The organism is Sedimentitalea sediminis (assembly GCF_042687825.1).
Taxonomy (GTDB): domain Bacteria; phylum Pseudomonadota; class Alphaproteobacteria; order Rhodobacterales; family Rhodobacteraceae; genus Sedimentitalea.
This window is the reverse complement of record NZ_JBHUQE010000003.1, coordinates 1-14,261: the sequence shown is the minus strand read 5'-3', so window position 1 is coordinate 14,261 and position 14,261 is coordinate 1. Positions and strand designations below refer to the sequence as shown.

General features: G+C 65.5%; 14 protein-coding genes. 7 read left to right on the top strand and 7 right to left on the bottom strand.

The genetic code is table 11. The features are described 5' to 3' along the window. Nucleotide 1 precedes the first annotated feature (1 nt). From ACFMPD_RS03245 to ACFMPD_RS03225, 5 genes are all read right to left on the bottom strand, one after another. Nucleotides 2-496 (bottom strand): lysozyme inhibitor LprI family protein, encoded by a 495-nt coding sequence (locus ACFMPD_RS03245; protein WP_380991761.1) that lies wholly within the window; start codon nt 494-496, stop codon nt 2-4. Further along, on the bottom strand, nt 493-642 hold the full coding sequence (locus ACFMPD_RS03240; RefSeq protein ID WP_380991759.1) for a hypothetical protein: 150 nt from the start codon (nt 640-642) through the stop codon (nt 493-495). Before ACFMPD_RS03240 ends, ACFMPD_RS03245 begins: the two co-directional genes overlap by 4 nt. Beyond that, complete coding sequence (locus ACFMPD_RS03235) at nt 639-1,802, bottom strand: isovaleryl-CoA dehydrogenase (protein WP_380991757.1); 1,164 nt, start codon at nt 1,800-1,802, stop codon at nt 639-641. The genes ACFMPD_RS03240 and ACFMPD_RS03235 overlap by 4 nt, the downstream gene beginning before the upstream one ends. A 162-nt stretch (nt 1,803-1,964) precedes the next feature. Continuing rightward, nucleotides 1,965-3,158 carry a DegT/DnrJ/EryC1/StrS family aminotransferase gene (locus ACFMPD_RS03230; protein WP_380991755.1) on the bottom strand — a complete coding sequence of 398 codons (1,194 nt, stop codon included), beginning with the start codon at nt 3,156-3,158 and terminating at the stop codon, nt 1,965-1,967. An 82-nt stretch (nt 3,159-3,240) separates the two neighbouring features. Further along, entirely contained in the window at nt 3,241-3,903 is a 663-nt protein-coding gene (locus tag ACFMPD_RS03225) for an HAD-IA family hydrolase (protein ID WP_380991753.1), read from the bottom strand. A 125-nt stretch (nt 3,904-4,028) separates the two neighbouring features. Here ACFMPD_RS03225 and glmU point away from each other — a divergent pair, with 125 nt between their 5' ends. The 6 genes from glmU (at nt 4,029) to ACFMPD_RS03195 (ending at nt 11,391) form a co-directional block, all read left to right on the top strand. Then, nucleotides 4,029-5,384, top strand: a complete 1,356-nt coding sequence (gene glmU, locus ACFMPD_RS03220; RefSeq protein WP_380991751.1) for a bifunctional UDP-N-acetylglucosamine diphosphorylase/glucosamine-1-phosphate N-acetyltransferase GlmU — start codon at nt 4,029-4,031, stop codon at nt 5,382-5,384. Further along, nucleotides 5,384-7,207 (top strand): glutamine--fructose-6-phosphate transaminase (isomerizing), encoded by a 1,824-nt coding sequence (glmS, locus tag ACFMPD_RS03215; protein WP_380991749.1) that lies wholly within the window; start codon nt 5,384-5,386, stop codon nt 7,205-7,207. Before glmU ends, glmS begins: the two co-directional genes overlap by 1 nt. Before the next feature lie 64 nt (nt 7,208-7,271). After that, on the top strand, nt 7,272-7,970 hold the full coding sequence (locus ACFMPD_RS03210) for a DNA alkylation repair protein (protein WP_380991747.1): 699 nt from the start codon (nt 7,272-7,274) through the stop codon (nt 7,968-7,970). Between the two features lie 58 nt (nt 7,971-8,028). Next, nucleotides 8,029-9,036: a GTP 3',8-cyclase MoaA gene (gene moaA, locus ACFMPD_RS03205; protein ID WP_380991745.1), complete on the top strand. Its 1,008-nt coding sequence runs from the start codon at nt 8,029-8,031 to the stop codon at nt 9,034-9,036. Then, nucleotides 9,036-10,346, top strand: a complete 1,311-nt coding sequence (locus tag ACFMPD_RS03200) for a 3-deoxy-D-manno-octulosonic acid transferase (protein WP_380991743.1) — start codon at nt 9,036-9,038, stop codon at nt 10,344-10,346. The genes moaA and ACFMPD_RS03200 overlap by 1 nt, the downstream gene beginning before the upstream one ends. Continuing rightward, complete coding sequence (locus ACFMPD_RS03195; RefSeq protein WP_380991741.1) at nt 10,339-11,391, top strand: glycosyltransferase family 4 protein; 1,053 nt, start codon at nt 10,339-10,341, stop codon at nt 11,389-11,391. Before ACFMPD_RS03200 ends, ACFMPD_RS03195 begins: the two co-directional genes overlap by 8 nt. On the opposite strand, the gene ACFMPD_RS03190 is transcribed toward ACFMPD_RS03195, so the two are convergent. Then, nucleotides 11,388-12,551 carry a M20 aminoacylase family protein gene (locus tag ACFMPD_RS03190; RefSeq protein ID WP_380991739.1) on the bottom strand — a complete coding sequence of 388 codons (1,164 nt, stop codon included), beginning with the start codon at nt 12,549-12,551 and terminating at the stop codon, nt 11,388-11,390. The genes ACFMPD_RS03195 and ACFMPD_RS03190 overlap by 4 nt on opposite strands. A 111-nt stretch (nt 12,552-12,662) precedes the next feature. Then, complete coding sequence (locus ACFMPD_RS03185) at nt 12,663-13,940, bottom strand: DUF3422 family protein (RefSeq protein WP_380991737.1); 1,278 nt, start codon at nt 13,938-13,940, stop codon at nt 12,663-12,665. 46 nt (nt 13,941-13,986) lie between these two features. On the opposite strand from ACFMPD_RS03185, the gene ACFMPD_RS03180 reads away from it, so the two are divergent. Then, a partial coding sequence (locus ACFMPD_RS03180; RefSeq protein WP_380991735.1) for a hypothetical protein occupies nt 13,987-14,261 on the top strand: 275 nt, incomplete at its 3' end.

The following is a 14,261-nucleotide window of genomic DNA, read 5'->3' as shown; positions in this document are numbered from 1 at the left end:
CTCACTCCCCCAACCAGGCGCTGGACAGATACAGCGCCTGAGTACCAGTCATGCGCATCAGGCAGGAATAGGTCGCCGGGCCGCCGCCGGTACCGCCGCCCCATTGCGCGCGCTCGAAATTGCAAGTGGCATCGCGATAGGCGATCCAGGCCCGCTGCATGTCGCGCAGGGCCGGAGCGATCTGCGGCACGGTGGCCCCGATCTGCGCCATTTCATCGTCCACCGCCCGCGCCCGTGCCCGGATGTCACCGTAATGCGCGTTCAGGCGGTTGTCCCAAAAGACCAGTTCCTGCTCCAGGCAATACCCCATTCCGACAGTGGTGCCGCCATCCGTGGTCGCCGTCATGCATTGGTTGGCCGATCGTCCGATACAGTCCACTTGCTGCGCCGGCGGCACCGCCGACAGGCAGGTCAGCGTCGCGGTGTCGGCATAGCGCAGATCCTGCGCGGCGACCGGCGCGGCCAGCCCGATGATCAGCGCCGCCAGACGGATCACAGCGCACCTGCCAGACGGGCCAGGCCAACCGCCGGACGGAACCGGGTGCCGACAGAAACCGCCGGGCGCCGTTGTGGCCACGGCGCGGCGACGAGGTCGCCCGCTGCGGTCAGACGCTCCGGCTGATCCATCGGCAACAGGGTCACCCCATCGCTCCCATCATCTCGCGACCGACCAGCATCCGGCGGATTTCGCTGGTGCCGGCGCCGATTTCCATCAGCTTGGCATCGCGGAAAATCCGGCCTACCGGGTTGTCGCTGAGATAGCCGGCGCCGCCCATGGCCTGCACCGCCTGATGCGCCTGCACCATCGCCTGTTCGCTGGCATAGAGACAGCAGGCCGCGGCGTCCTGACGGGTCACGTCGCCCCGATCGCAAGCCTTGGCCACCTCGTAGACATAGGCGCGCGCCGAATTCATCGCGGTATACATGTCGGCCATCTTGCCCTGCATCAGCTGGAACGAGCCGATCGGCCTGCCGAACTGCTTGCGCTCGGCCATGTAAGGCATGATTTCGTCGAGGCAGGCGGCCATGATGCCGGTGCCGATCCCGGCCAGAACCACCCGCTCGTAATCCAGCCCCGACATCAGAACCTTGACGCCGCGCCCTTCTTCGCCAAGCACGTTGTCCATCGGCACTTCGCAATCTTCAAAGATCAGCTCGGCGGTGTTCGATCCGCGCATGCCCAGCTTGTCGAAATGCGGGCTGGTCGAGAATCCCTTGAACGATTTCTCGATCAGGAAGGCGGTGATTCCGCGGCTGCCGGCCTCGGGGTCGGTCTTGGCATAGACCACCAGCGTGTCGGCGTCCGGACCGTTGGTGATCCAGTATTTGTTGCCGTTCAGCACATAGCGGTCGTTGCGCTTTTCCGCCCGCAGCTTCATCGACACGACATCCGAACCCGCACCCGCCTCGGACATGGCCAGAGCGCCGACATTTTCGCCGGAGATCAGCCCGGGCAGGTATTTGCGTTTCTGTTCGTCGCTGCCGTTCAGCTTGATCTGGTTCACGCACAGGTTGGAATGCGCGCCATAGGACAGGCTGATGCTGGCGCTGGCGCGGGCGATTTCCTCGACCGCGATCACATGCGCCAGATAGGACATACCGGCACCGCCGAATTCTTCCGGCACGGTAATCCCCAACAGACCCAGCTCGCCCATTTCCGTCCACAGATCGGCGGGAAACTCGTTGGTCCGGTCGACCTCGGCCGCCATTGGTTTGACCCGCTCCTGGGCCCAGCGATGCACCATTTCGCGCAGCGCATTCACGTCTTCTCCCAGGTCGTACTGCATGGTTGCATTGAACATAGCGGGCATTCCTCCGATTTAATGAACGACTGTTCAATAAATGAATAGCAGTGAAATTCGAACCGGTCAATTATCTTGTTAACAGGACCCGAAGGCCCCGCCGGTTAACGAAAAATTCGGATTGTTTGCCGCGGATGGGTCTGGCCGGTTCATGCGCCCGGATCACGTGTTCTGAAACACGGCGCCGACTTCGGCGCGGATGATTCGGGCAATCAACGCGCAATCCGCCGGCGAAAAGGTCAAGGGCACCCGCATATCGACGATCGCCGCCAGAACCCGGTCGCTGACGGGCATCCGCGGCGCATCGACATAGCGCCAGCTGTCGTAACGCGACGTGAACCCGACCGGTTCCGCGCCGCCGAACCATTTCAGTTCGACCCCGCGCGCGGCACAGCGTTGCATCACCTGCTGCACGGCCTCGGCCGACCAGTCCAGCAGCAGGAACTGGATCGACGAACCGACAAAGGCCTCGGACTCGGGCCGTTCGATCAAGGTCAGGCCCGGCGTACCGCGCAACCCCTCTTCGAGCAGCCGATAGCGCTGGTTCCAGCGCCCGACCTGCGTCGCCAGATCGGCCAGCTGCGGCCGCAGGATCGCCGCGCGCAGATTGTCCATCCGGCCGGATATGTTGGGGGTCACGTATTTGACCCTTTCGAACACCTCGGGGCCCGGCGCTGCAAGGTGCCGTTCATACAGCATGTAGCTGCCCGACAGCATCACCGAGCGGGCGGCCAGGATTTCGTCATCCGTGACCAGCAACCCGCCCTCGCCGGAATTCACATGCTTGTAGGTCTGGCAGGAATACGCCCCAAAGACGCCGTGCCGGCCCGATGGCACCCCGCGCCAGGACGCGCCCATGGTGTGGGCGCAATCCTCGATCACCTTGATCCCGGCGCCGTTGCAGATCTCCATCAGCCGGTCCATGTCGCAAATATGCCCGCGCATGTGGCTGAGCAGCAGAACACCGGCCTGATCCGCCTTTGCCGCAAGATCGTCCAGATCGATGGTCAGCCCCTCGGTGACCCCGACAAAAACCGGTCGGGCGCCGACCGAGGCGATGGACCCCGGCACCGGCGCCAGAGTAAACGCATTGGTCAGAACCGCATCGCCCGGCCGGACCCCGATGGCCCGCAATGCCGTCGCCATGGCATAGCCGCCCGAAGCCACCGCAAGGCAGAATTTTGCGCCTGTCTGGACCGCGAATTCCTGCTCCAGCAGCGCGGTTTCCCCGGCTTCGCCGCCAGCCAGATTGTAGCGGTGCAAACGGCCGTTCTGCAGAACCCGCAGCGCCGCGGCGATCCCCGCTTCGGGGATCGGTTCCTGCTGCGTGAAGCTGCCCGTGAACCGTTCGCTCATGCGCCATTAGTGCGGTGCTTGTCAGTCCCGGTCAAGACCGGCGATCACCGCCTCGGGCGGAAAGCGCCTCGCGGTCGCCGCTTCAGCCGATCAGATCGGCGACAACCGCCGGCAGATCGCTAAAATCATGCAGCAGCGCCTCGGGCTGCAGCGCCGCCATGTCCGCACCCGACGGCCCAAAGGTGACCAGCACCGAGGGCACGCCCGCCGCCCGCGCCGTCTGCCGGTCGGTGTCGCTGTCGCCGATCAGGACACATTGCGCCGGGTCGCCGCCGGCGCGCCGCGCCGCCTCGCGCAGGGGTTCCGGATCGGGTTTGCGCACCGGCAGCGTGTCCGCCCCCACCATCGACGCGAAATCAGCGCGCACACCAAGCCGATGCAACAGCAGGTCGGCCAGCGCGGCGGGCTTGTTGGTGCAGATGCCGGTGCCATAACCCCGATCCTGCAGGGCGCGCACCGCATCCATGGCGCCGGGATACAGCACCGTATGCGTATCGATGGCGCCGGCATAGGCCTCCAGCAGCATCGGATAATAGGCCTCGACCACATCCGCGTCATAGCGATCGTGCCGCCGCAACCCCTGGCTCAGCATCATCTTGCCGCCGCGCAGCGCGATGGCGGCATCCCGTCCAGGGATCAGAACGTCGCCCAGCCCCATCTGGCGGAAACAGGCATTTGCCGCCGCAATCAGGTCGCCCGACGTGTCCGCCAGCGTGCCGTCCAGATCGAAAATCACCGTGCGCATTCTGTCCTCCGGCGGTATTCCGCCCGCCCGTATTGCAGCCCGCAACCTTGTTTGATCGCCGCAACGCTTGCAGTGCCGCCCCCAGCGGATAAAACGGACGCCGACAAAACACAAAGAGAAAACATATGAGTATTGCACTGGTCATCCTGGCCGCCGGCAAAGGCACGCGGATGGAATCGGATCTGCCAAAGGTGCTGCACCCCATCGCCCAGGTGCCGATGCTGGTGCATGCCATGCGCGCCGGGGCGGCGCTGGACCCGGCCCGAGTCGTGGTCGTGGCCGGTCACGGCGCCGAGGCCGTGACCCGCGCCGTGCGGGCCGAGGATGACAATGCCCAGGTGGTGCTGCAGACCGAGCAGTTGGGCACCGCCCACGCGGTCGATCAGGCGCGCGACGCGCTGGCCGGGTTTTCCGGCGATGTCGTGGTTCTCTATGGCGATACGCCCTTTGTGCAGCCGGACACGCTGGAAAGGATGATCGCGGCCCGGGCCGACCACGATCTGGTGGTGCTGGGATTTCAGGCTGCCGACCCGGCCCGCTATGGCCGGCTGGTGATGGATGGTTCGGACCTGACCCGCATCGTCGAATTCAAGGATGCCGGCCCGGCCGAGCGCGCCATAGATCTGTGCAACAGCGGGCTTTTGGCCTGCGATGCCGCGATGCTGTTTGACCTGATCGCCACGGTCGGCAATGACAACGCTTCGGGCGAATATTATCTGACCGATGTCGTGGCGCTGGCCCGCGCCCGCGGCCTGTCCGCGACCGCGGTCACCTGCGACGAGGCCGAAACACTGGGCGTGAACTCGCGCGCCGAACTGGCGGTGGCGGACGGTCTGTTCCAGGCCCGCGCCCGGGCCGGGCTGCTGGACAAGGGAGTCACCCTGATGGCCCCGGACAGCGTCTATCTGGCGCAGGACACGGTCATTGGCCGCGATACGGTGATCGAACCCAATGTGGTCTTTGGCCCCGGCGTCACGGTGGAAACCGGCGCGTTGATCCGCGCCTTCTGCTATCTTGAGGGGTGCCATATCAGCCGCGGCGCCATCGTCGGCCCCTATGCCCGTCTGCGCCCCGGCGCCGAACTGGCGGAAAACACCAAGGTCGGCAATTTCGTCGAGCTGAAAAACGCCCGCATTGACGAGGGCGCAAAGGTCAACCACCTGTCCTATATCGGCAACGCCACCATCGGCGCCGGTGCCAATATCGGCGCGGGCACGATCACCTGCAATTACGATGGGGTGATGAAACACCACACCCGGATTGGCGCGCGCGCGTTCATCGGCTCGAACACCATGCTGGTGGCGCCGGTCAATGTCGGGGCCGGCGCGATGACGGCCTCGGGGTCGGTGATCACCCGCGACGTCGCAGACGACGCTTTGGCCATGTCCCGCACCGAACAACAGAACAAACCCGGGCGGGCGCGCAAATTGTTCGATATGCTGCGGGCGAAAAAGGCCAGACGCGAAAGGGAAACCAACTGATGTGCGGCATCGTAGGAGTTCTGGGCAGCCACGAAGTGGCGCCGATCCTGGTCGAGGCGCTGAAGCGTCTGGAATATCGCGGCTATGACAGTGCCGGTATCGCCACGGTCAACAATGGGGCATTGGACCGGCGCCGGGCGGTCGGCAAGCTGGTCAATCTCAGCGACCTTCTGGTGCATGAGCCGCTGGCCGGCAAATCCGGTATCGGCCATACCCGCTGGGCCACGCACGGCGCGCCCAGCGTCAACAACGCCCACCCGCACCGGGTCGGCGGCGTCGCGGTGGTGCATAACGGCATCATCGAGAACTACCGCGAACTGCGCGCCGAACTGGCCGAACAGGGCGTGCATTTCACCACCGATACCGACACCGAAACCGTGGCGCTGTTGACCGAACTGTACCTGCGCGAGGACCCCGACCCGGTCCGCGCCGCGTACCGCACGCTGGACCGGCTGCAGGGCGCCTTTGCCCTGGCCTTTCTGTTTGACGGGCACGAGGACTTGATCGTCGCCGCCCGCAAGGGCTCGCCCCTGGCGCTGGGGCATGGCGATGGCGAGATGTATGTCGGCAGCGACGCGATCGCACTGGCCCCCCTGACGGACCGCATCACCTATCTGGAAGAGGGCGACCGCGCCGCCGTGACCCGCAACAGCGTCACCATCCATGACGCGCAGGGGCAACAGGTCGCGCGCCCGGTCAAGCGGATCCGGCGGGACAGCGCCCGGGTCGACAAGGCCGGGCACAAGCATTTCATGTCCAAGGAGATCGCCGAGCAGCCCGAGGTGATCGCCGAGGCCATCCGCCGCTATCTGCCCAGCGGCGAGACAACCATCCGCCTGCCCGATGACAGCCTGGATTTCAGCAAGGTCCAGCGCCTGACCATGGTCGCCTGCGGCACCGCCTATTATGCCTGCCTGACCGCGAAATACTGGTTCGAACAACTGGCCCGCCTGCCGGTCGAGGTCGATGTCGCCAGCGAGTTCCGCTATCGCGAGCCGCCGGTGACCGACGGCACGGTGGCCCTGTTCGTCAGCCAGTCGGGCGAGACCGCCGACACCCTGGCCGCCCTGCGCTATTGCGCCGGCAAGGCGGACAAGATCGTGTCGGTGGTGAACGTGCCGGAAAGCTCGATCGCGCGGGAAAGCGACCTGGCCCTGCCGATCCATGCGGGTGTCGAAATCGGCGTTGCCTCGACCAAGGCGTTCACCTGCCAGCTGTCGGTGCTGCTGATGCTGGCGCTCAAGGCCGCAACCGACCGGGGCACGATCAGCCCCGAAGCGCTGGCGGATCATGTCGCCGCCCTGCGCGGTATCCCGGCCATGCTGAACCTGGCGCTGGACCAGGACGACACCATCCGCGCCGCGGCCCAACGCCTGAGCGAGGCCCGGGACGTGCTGTTCCTGGGGCGCGGCGCGATGTATCCCCTGGCGCTGGAAGGCGCGTTAAAGCTAAAGGAAATCAGCTATATACACGCCGAAGCTTATGCTTCTGGCGAACTAAAGCATGGCCCCATCGCGCTGATCGACCAGCATATGCCGGTGGTCGTCCTGGCGCCTCGGGACGCGTTGTTCGACAAGACCGTGTCGAATATGCAAGAGGTGATGGCCCGAAAGGGCAAGGTGCTGCTGATCTCGGATCAGGACGGCATCGACGCGGCCAGCGACGGGGTCTGGGACACTATCCGCATGCCGCGGGTCCACGATGCGCTGACACCGATCCTTTATGCCGTTCCGGCGCAGCTGCTGGCCTACCACACCGCCGTCGCCAAGGGCACCGACGTGGACCAGCCCCGCAACCTGGCGAAATCGGTGACCGTGGAATAGCCATGGCGAACCGGACCCTGCAAGTGGCATCCCTACCCCGACGCGACCGGGTCCCGGCCGGTTCATGATCGACTTCTATCTCGATCAGATCCGCGCACATGCCGACCCGGAACGAGCCGGTGGCATGGCGGCCTATCACAAGGCGGACCGCGTCTATCTGGGCGTGGCCAACCCGGTCATAAACGATCTGACAAAGGCGTGGCGGCGCGATCTGGACGCGGCACAACGGGTACACGTGGCGGACGGCTTGTGGCGCACCGATATCTTCGAGGCGCGGCTGGCCGCCGCCAAGCTGCTGACCCAGGCACGGATCCGGCCCGATGACGCGGTCTGGGCGCTGATCCAGAGCTGGGTGCCGGCTTTCGACAGCTGGGCGCTGGCCGATCATGCCTGCATGGCCGGGCAGAAACGCCTGATCGCCAACCCCGACCGGCTGGATCAGGTCCAGACATGGACGCGCTCGGATCACATGTGGACCCGCCGCGCCGCGCTGGTCATCACTCTGCCATGGACCAAACAGAATCATCCGAAACCCGAGGATCTGGTCCGCCGCGACCGCATTCTGGATTGGGCCGCCAGCTATGTGCCGGATCGCGACTGGTTCATTCAAAAGGCCATCGCCTGGTGGCTGCGCGACCTGTCCAAGCATGACGCGCCGCGCGTGCGGGCCTTTCTGGCGCTTCATGGCGATGCGATGAAGCCCTTTGCCCGGCGCGAAGCGGCAAAATACCTTGGCGATCCGGGCCCCGATCCCGCGGCCTGAGCAGGCGCGTCATCACATCGCCCTTGCCGCCCGCAGGGTGGCGCTTTAGCTATATGACATGACCGTGCCCCTGATTGACCCTTTTGCCCGCGCCATCACCTATCTGCGTGTCTCTGTCACCGACCGGTGCGATTTCCGCTGCGTCTATTGCATGTCGGAAAACATGACCTTTCTGCCCAAGAAAGAGCTGCTGACTCTCGAGGAACTGGACCGCATGTGCTCGACCTTTGTCGGCATGGGGGTGGAAAAGCTGCGGATCACCGGTGGCGAGCCGCTGGTGCGCAAGGGAATCATGACCTTTTTCAACGCCATGAGCCGGCATCTGGACAGCGGTGCCCTGCGCGAACTGACACTGACCACGAACGGAAGCCAGCTGGAACGTTTTGCCGGCGATCTCTGGGCGGCAGGAGTGCGGCGGGTCAATGTCTCGCTGGACACGCTGGATCAGGGAAAATTTGCCGACATCACCCGCTGGGGCCGCCTGCCGCAGGTTCTGCGCGGCATCGACGCGGCACAGGCCGCGGGCATGCGCGTCAAGATCAACGCGGTGGCGCTGAAAGGGTTCAACGAGGACGAGTTGCCGGCGATCACCGAATGGTGCGCGGCGCGCGACATGGACCTGACCTGGATCGAGGTCATGCCGATGGGCGATATCGGCAACGAGAACCGCATCGGTCAGTTCTGGTCGCTCAAGGACGTGCGCCGCGAATACGAGGCGCATTATACCGTGACCGATCTGGCGGAACGCAGCGGCGGGCCGGCGCGCTATGTGCGGCTGGAAGAAACCGGGCAGAAGATCGGCTTTATTACCCCGCTGTCACACAATTTCTGCGAAAGCTGCAACCGGGTGCGCCTGACCTGCACCGGCGAACTGTTCATGTGCCTCGGGCAAGAGGACAACGCGGATCTGCGCGCGCCGCTGCGGGACCACCCGCAGACCGAGGCGCCGTTGCAGGCGGCGATCCGGGCGGCGATCTCGCACAAACCCAAAGGCCATGATTTCGACTATTCCCGCCAGCAGGCGGACGGCCAGATGTCGCGTCACATGAGCCATACGGGCGGCTGATGGCCCGCGAATCCGCCGCTGCCCCGACAGGGCTGTTTCACGCCTATCGGCTGTTTTCGGCCCTGATGTCGCCGCTGGCCTATGCCATCGTGTCGCGCAAGTTGCGCCGTCACGACGTGCCGCCCCGCCGGCTGCACGAACGGCTGGGCAATGCCAGCGCCAGCCGCCCGGCGGGCCGGCTGATCTGGTTTCACGCCGCCAGCGTCGGCGAAAGCCTGTCGGTTCTGACCCTGATCACCCGCATGGGCGAACGCCTGCCCGATACCGAGTTCCTGATCACCAGCGGCACCGCCACGTCGGCCGCCCTGATCGCGCGCCGGATGCCGCCCCGCACCCGGCACCAGTTCGCCCCATTGGACGCGCCGGGCCCGGTGGCGCGGTTTCTCGATCACTGGCACCCCGATGCCGGGATATTTGTGGAGAGCGAGCTGTGGCCGCTGATCCTGGCGCAGGGACATGATCGCGGCGTGCCGCTGGCGCTGCTGAACGCGCGGCTGTCGGAAAAATCTGTACAGGGATGGCAAAAGGCGCCGGCCACCGCGCGCTTCGTGCTGGACCGCTTTGCCCTCATGCTGACCCAGAACCGCCAGAGCGCTGACTACCTGCTGGCCATGGGCGCCGATCCGGGCCGGGTCGAGGTCGGGAGCAACCTGAAATCGACCGCCGCCCCCCTGCCGGTGGACCATGACACCTTGTCCACGCTGCGCGTCCAGTTGGACGGTCGTCCGGTCTGGGTCGCCAGTTCGACCCACCCCGGCGAGGAAGAGGTGGTTCTGCAGGCGCATCGGCACTTGTTAAAAACGCATCCCGACCTGTGCCTGGTGCTGGTGCCCCGGCACCCGGAACGGGGCGATGCGGTGACCGACCTGATACAGGCGGCAGGGCTGACCATGGCGCGGCGCACCAGCGGTGAACCGGTCACAGCCCGCACTCAGGTCTACATGGCCGACACGCTGGGCGAGACCGGAACCTGGTATGCGCTGACGCCCCTGGTGTTTCTGGGTGGCTCGCTGTTGCCGATCGGCGGGCACAACCCTTACGAGGTGGCGCAGGCCGGCGCAGCCGTGCTGACCGGACCGCATGTGACCAATTTCTCGGAGACCTACGGCCCGCTGATCGCCTCGGGCGGCGCCATCGAGGTCAGCGATGCTCCGGCACTGGCACAGGCGCTGACACATTGGATGGCCGAGCCCGACTCGCTGGCCGCAGCCCGGGCCGCAGCTGCCGACATGGTCGCGCAGCAACAGAGCCTGCTGGACAGGATCATCGACCGGCTTTGCGCCGGTCTGGGGCTGTCGGTCGATGCCTGACCTTTTCGTCACGAACCTGAATCCGCGCTTTACCGGCGTCTCGGCGACCGCCGCCAATGTGATCCGCCAGCAAGCCCGGCATCACGATCTGCGGCTGGTGGGACATCCCCTGCCCGGCTGTCCGGCACCGATCTCGGTGGCGCAGGCCCGGCAACTGACGCGCCAGACGACGCCCGCGCCCGACCGCCCCTTTGCCATCTGGCACGTGCGCCGCAACCCGGAGATGCGCGCCGCGATCTGGGCGCGTGACGTCCTGCGCCTGCCGTTGCGCATCGTCTTTACTTCGGCGGCGCAGCGGCGGCATTCGGCCTGGCCGCGTTGGCTGATCAGCCGCATGGACGCGGTGATCGCGACAACAGACAAGGCTGCCGGATATGTCCCGCATGTCCGCGCCGTGGTGCCGCATGGCGTGGACAGCGATCTGTTCACCCCGGCACCGGATCGCGCGGCGGCCTGGGCGGCTCTGGGCCATGGCGGCACGATGGGCATTGCCACGGTGGGCCGCATCCGCCCGGAAAAGGGCACCGATCTGTTCGTGCAGGCGATGCTGCACGCCCTACCGCAGATGCCCGGCGCGGTGGCGCTGGTGCTGGGGCGCGCCGCCCGCGAGCACCAGGGTTTCCTGCGCGGGTTGCAGGATCGCATCGCCGCCGCGGGGCTGAGCGACCGCATCCTGTTCCCCGGCGAGATTCCGGCGGCCGAACTGGCAGAACTGATGCGAGGCCTGTCGCTGGTGATGCAACTGCCGCGCTACGAGGGCTATGGCATGGTCCCATTGGAAGCCATGGCCAGCGGCGTACCCTTTGTCGGCAGCGACGCCGGCTATTACCGCCGCTTTGCCTCGGACGGGCGGTGCGGCGCGATCGTGCCGCAAGAGGCGCCGCAACAGGCCGCCGAGGCCGCACTGGCGCTGCTGAACCCCGCGCGCCATGCCGCCCTGGCGGCGGCGGCACGCCAGATCGCCGTGGATGATTTCAGCGCCGCCGCCGAGGCCGCGGGCATCGAGGCGGTCTACGACGGTCTGTGGCGCGGCGCGGCGGCCTAGGTTGCCGGCATCCGCTGTTCGACGATCTCGGCCCACCAGCTGCACCCGTGCGGGATCGCCTCGTCGTTGAAATTATATTCCGGGTGATGCACCATGGCGGTATCGCCATTGCCGACCAGAATATAGGCGCCGGGGCGTTCCTCGAGCATATAGGCGAAATCCTCACCGCCCATGATCAGCGGCGCATCGTTGCAGGCCCCGGACACGCGGCGCGCCACATCAGCGGCGAAATCGGTCTGTTCGGGGTGATTCACCATCACCGGATAGCCGCGCATGTAATTGATCCGCGCCGTGCCGCCAAAGGTGGCGGCCATGCCGTTGCAAATCTCGGTGACCCGCTTTTCCGCCAGATCGCGCAAGGCGCTGCTGAGGGTGCGCACCGTACCCTTGAGATGCACCTGTTGCGGGATCACGTTGAACGCCTTGGTCGAGGTTTCAAACGAAGTCACCGATACCACGACCTGATCGACCGGATCGGCATTGCGGCTGGCGATGGTCTGCAGCGCCAGCACCGCCTGTGCCGCCATCACCGTGCTGTCGATGGTATCGTGCGGTTTCGCCGCGTGGCCGCCGCGCCCCTCGAAGGTGATCTCGAACTGGTCGGTGGCGGCAAAGAACGCCCCCGGCCGGATCGCAAAGCTGCCCACCGGCTGCCCCGGCCAGTTATGCATGCCATAGACTTCCTGAATGCCCCAGCGCTGCATCAGGCCATCGTCGCACATTTCCTTGCCGCCGCCGCCGCCCTCTTCGGCCGGCTGAAAGATGACCACCACGGTGCCGTCGAAATTGCGGGTCTCGGCTAGGTATTTGCTGGCGCCCAGCAGCATCGCTGTGTGGCCGTCATGGCCGCAGGCATGCATCGCCCCCTGGGTCTGCGAGGCATAGTCCAGCCCGGTCGCCTCGTGGATCGGCAGCGCATCCATATCGGCGCGCAGACCGATCACCCGGCCCTGGCTGTCCGATCTGCCCCGGATCACCCCGACGACACCAGTGCGCCCAATGCCGGTGGTGACCTCGTCACAGCCAAAGTCGCGCAGCCTGTCCGCCACCAGCGCCGCGGTCCGGTGGGTGTCAAACAAAAGCTCGGGATGGGCATGAATATCCCGGCGCCAGGCGGTGATTTCATCGTGCAATTCGGCAAATCGGTTCTTGACGGGCATCGGTGTCTCCTTAGGCCGGGGCACAGGGCAACGACAGACGGCGCCGCCCCGCGCGCGCTGATGACTATATCGACTTTGCACTGGCGCGCCAGCACAGCCGCGGCCGCCGCCTCAGCCGATGCGGCTGCGGATGCGCCGGATCATCCACCAGACCAGCCCCACCACCGGCAGGGTGACCAGCGCCGTCAACATGCCCTTGCTGATGCCCGCCGCGGTCAGCGGATACAGCAGATAGCCGGCCAGGGACACAGCATAGTAGCTGATCGCGACCACCGACAGCCCCTCGACCGTGTGTTGCAGCCGCAGTTGCAGATCGGCCCGGCGATCCATGCTGGCCAACAATTCCTGGTTCTGCGCGCTGCGTTCGACATCGACCCGGGTGCGCAACAGATCCCCGGCGCGGATCGCGCGATCCGCCAGGGCCTGCAGGCGCTCCTGGGTGGATTTGACTGTACGCATCGCCGGCTCATAGCGCCGCATCATAAACTCGGCAAAGGTCTGGCGTCCCTGAAACCGCGCCTCGCGCAGCACATCGATGCGCTGGTTGACGATTGCCTCATAGGCACCGGTGGCGCCGAACCGAAAGGACGAACGCGCCAACAGCGTTTCCAGCTCGGCCGAAATCGACAGCAGATCGGGCAGGATCACCTCGGGCGGCAAGGTGTCACCGGTCATTTCCATCATCAGCCGGGTCAGCCGGTTGTCCAGTTCGGCAATCCGGTCAGACATGTCGCGCGCGCGCGAAAAGCCCAGCATAGACACGGATTTATAGGTTTCGATCTCGCACAATCGCTGGACCACGCGCCCGATCCGGCGCTGGCCCGTCTGGGCGCCCGCAAAGACCGCGATCCGCAAATGCCCGGCCGGGTCGATCCGAAAATCGCTGGCGACCACGGCGGCACCGTCCAGCACTTCGGCCACGGCCAGGCTTTCGGGCACGAACCAGTTGGCCAGGACGCCGTTTATGCTGTCGTCGTCCGGCCGGGGTTCAACCCGCAACATCGCCGAGGTGATCCGTTGCCCCGGCGCGGCGGCAAGCCAATCTTCGGGAAAGACCAGGAAATCCGCCGGATCAAAGGGCCGCGCGCTGAGCCCGTCGGAATAGGCGGTATAGGTGACGAATTCGGTGTGCTGCTCCCATTTCAGGACATGCCGGCCGATGCGGCCGGAATAATGCGTCGCGCCGGGCTGCGGGTGCGGTGCGCCGTGACGATCCAGCAGATCCGTCAGATGCGCCAGATCCTGTGCCCGGTCGCGGCTGACCGCCTCGTTCGGTTGTTTGACCGCAAGAAACGCGACATTGCTTGTGGTGTTCATCTTGGGAAAGGGCCGCGCATGCAGCTCGTTCGCCAGTCTGTAACGCAAGGGGTGGTCTTCTATCGGTGGCATGCTCGGCTCCGGCTGATTTGCGCCACTATAGGAAAAATCCGCCACTTTGCAATTTTTCTTTTTATTTCATGATGTTAGCGGAATACAATGGTATACGACCACGCTCGCATCGGCGCATTCTCAGCGGCAACATCGCGATTTCGTTCAAAAATCCCCTTTTAGTCCCCGGGCGGTTGGCCCGCTGGATGCGCCGGCCGTTTCACGCCACAACAGTCTGCCCCGGCGCGGTTCAGGTCACGAAAAAGGGCGCCCGATGGGGCGCCCTTGTCCAGATTCGCAGGAAATCCGCAGCTCAGTCGATCATGGGTATGAGTTTGTCTA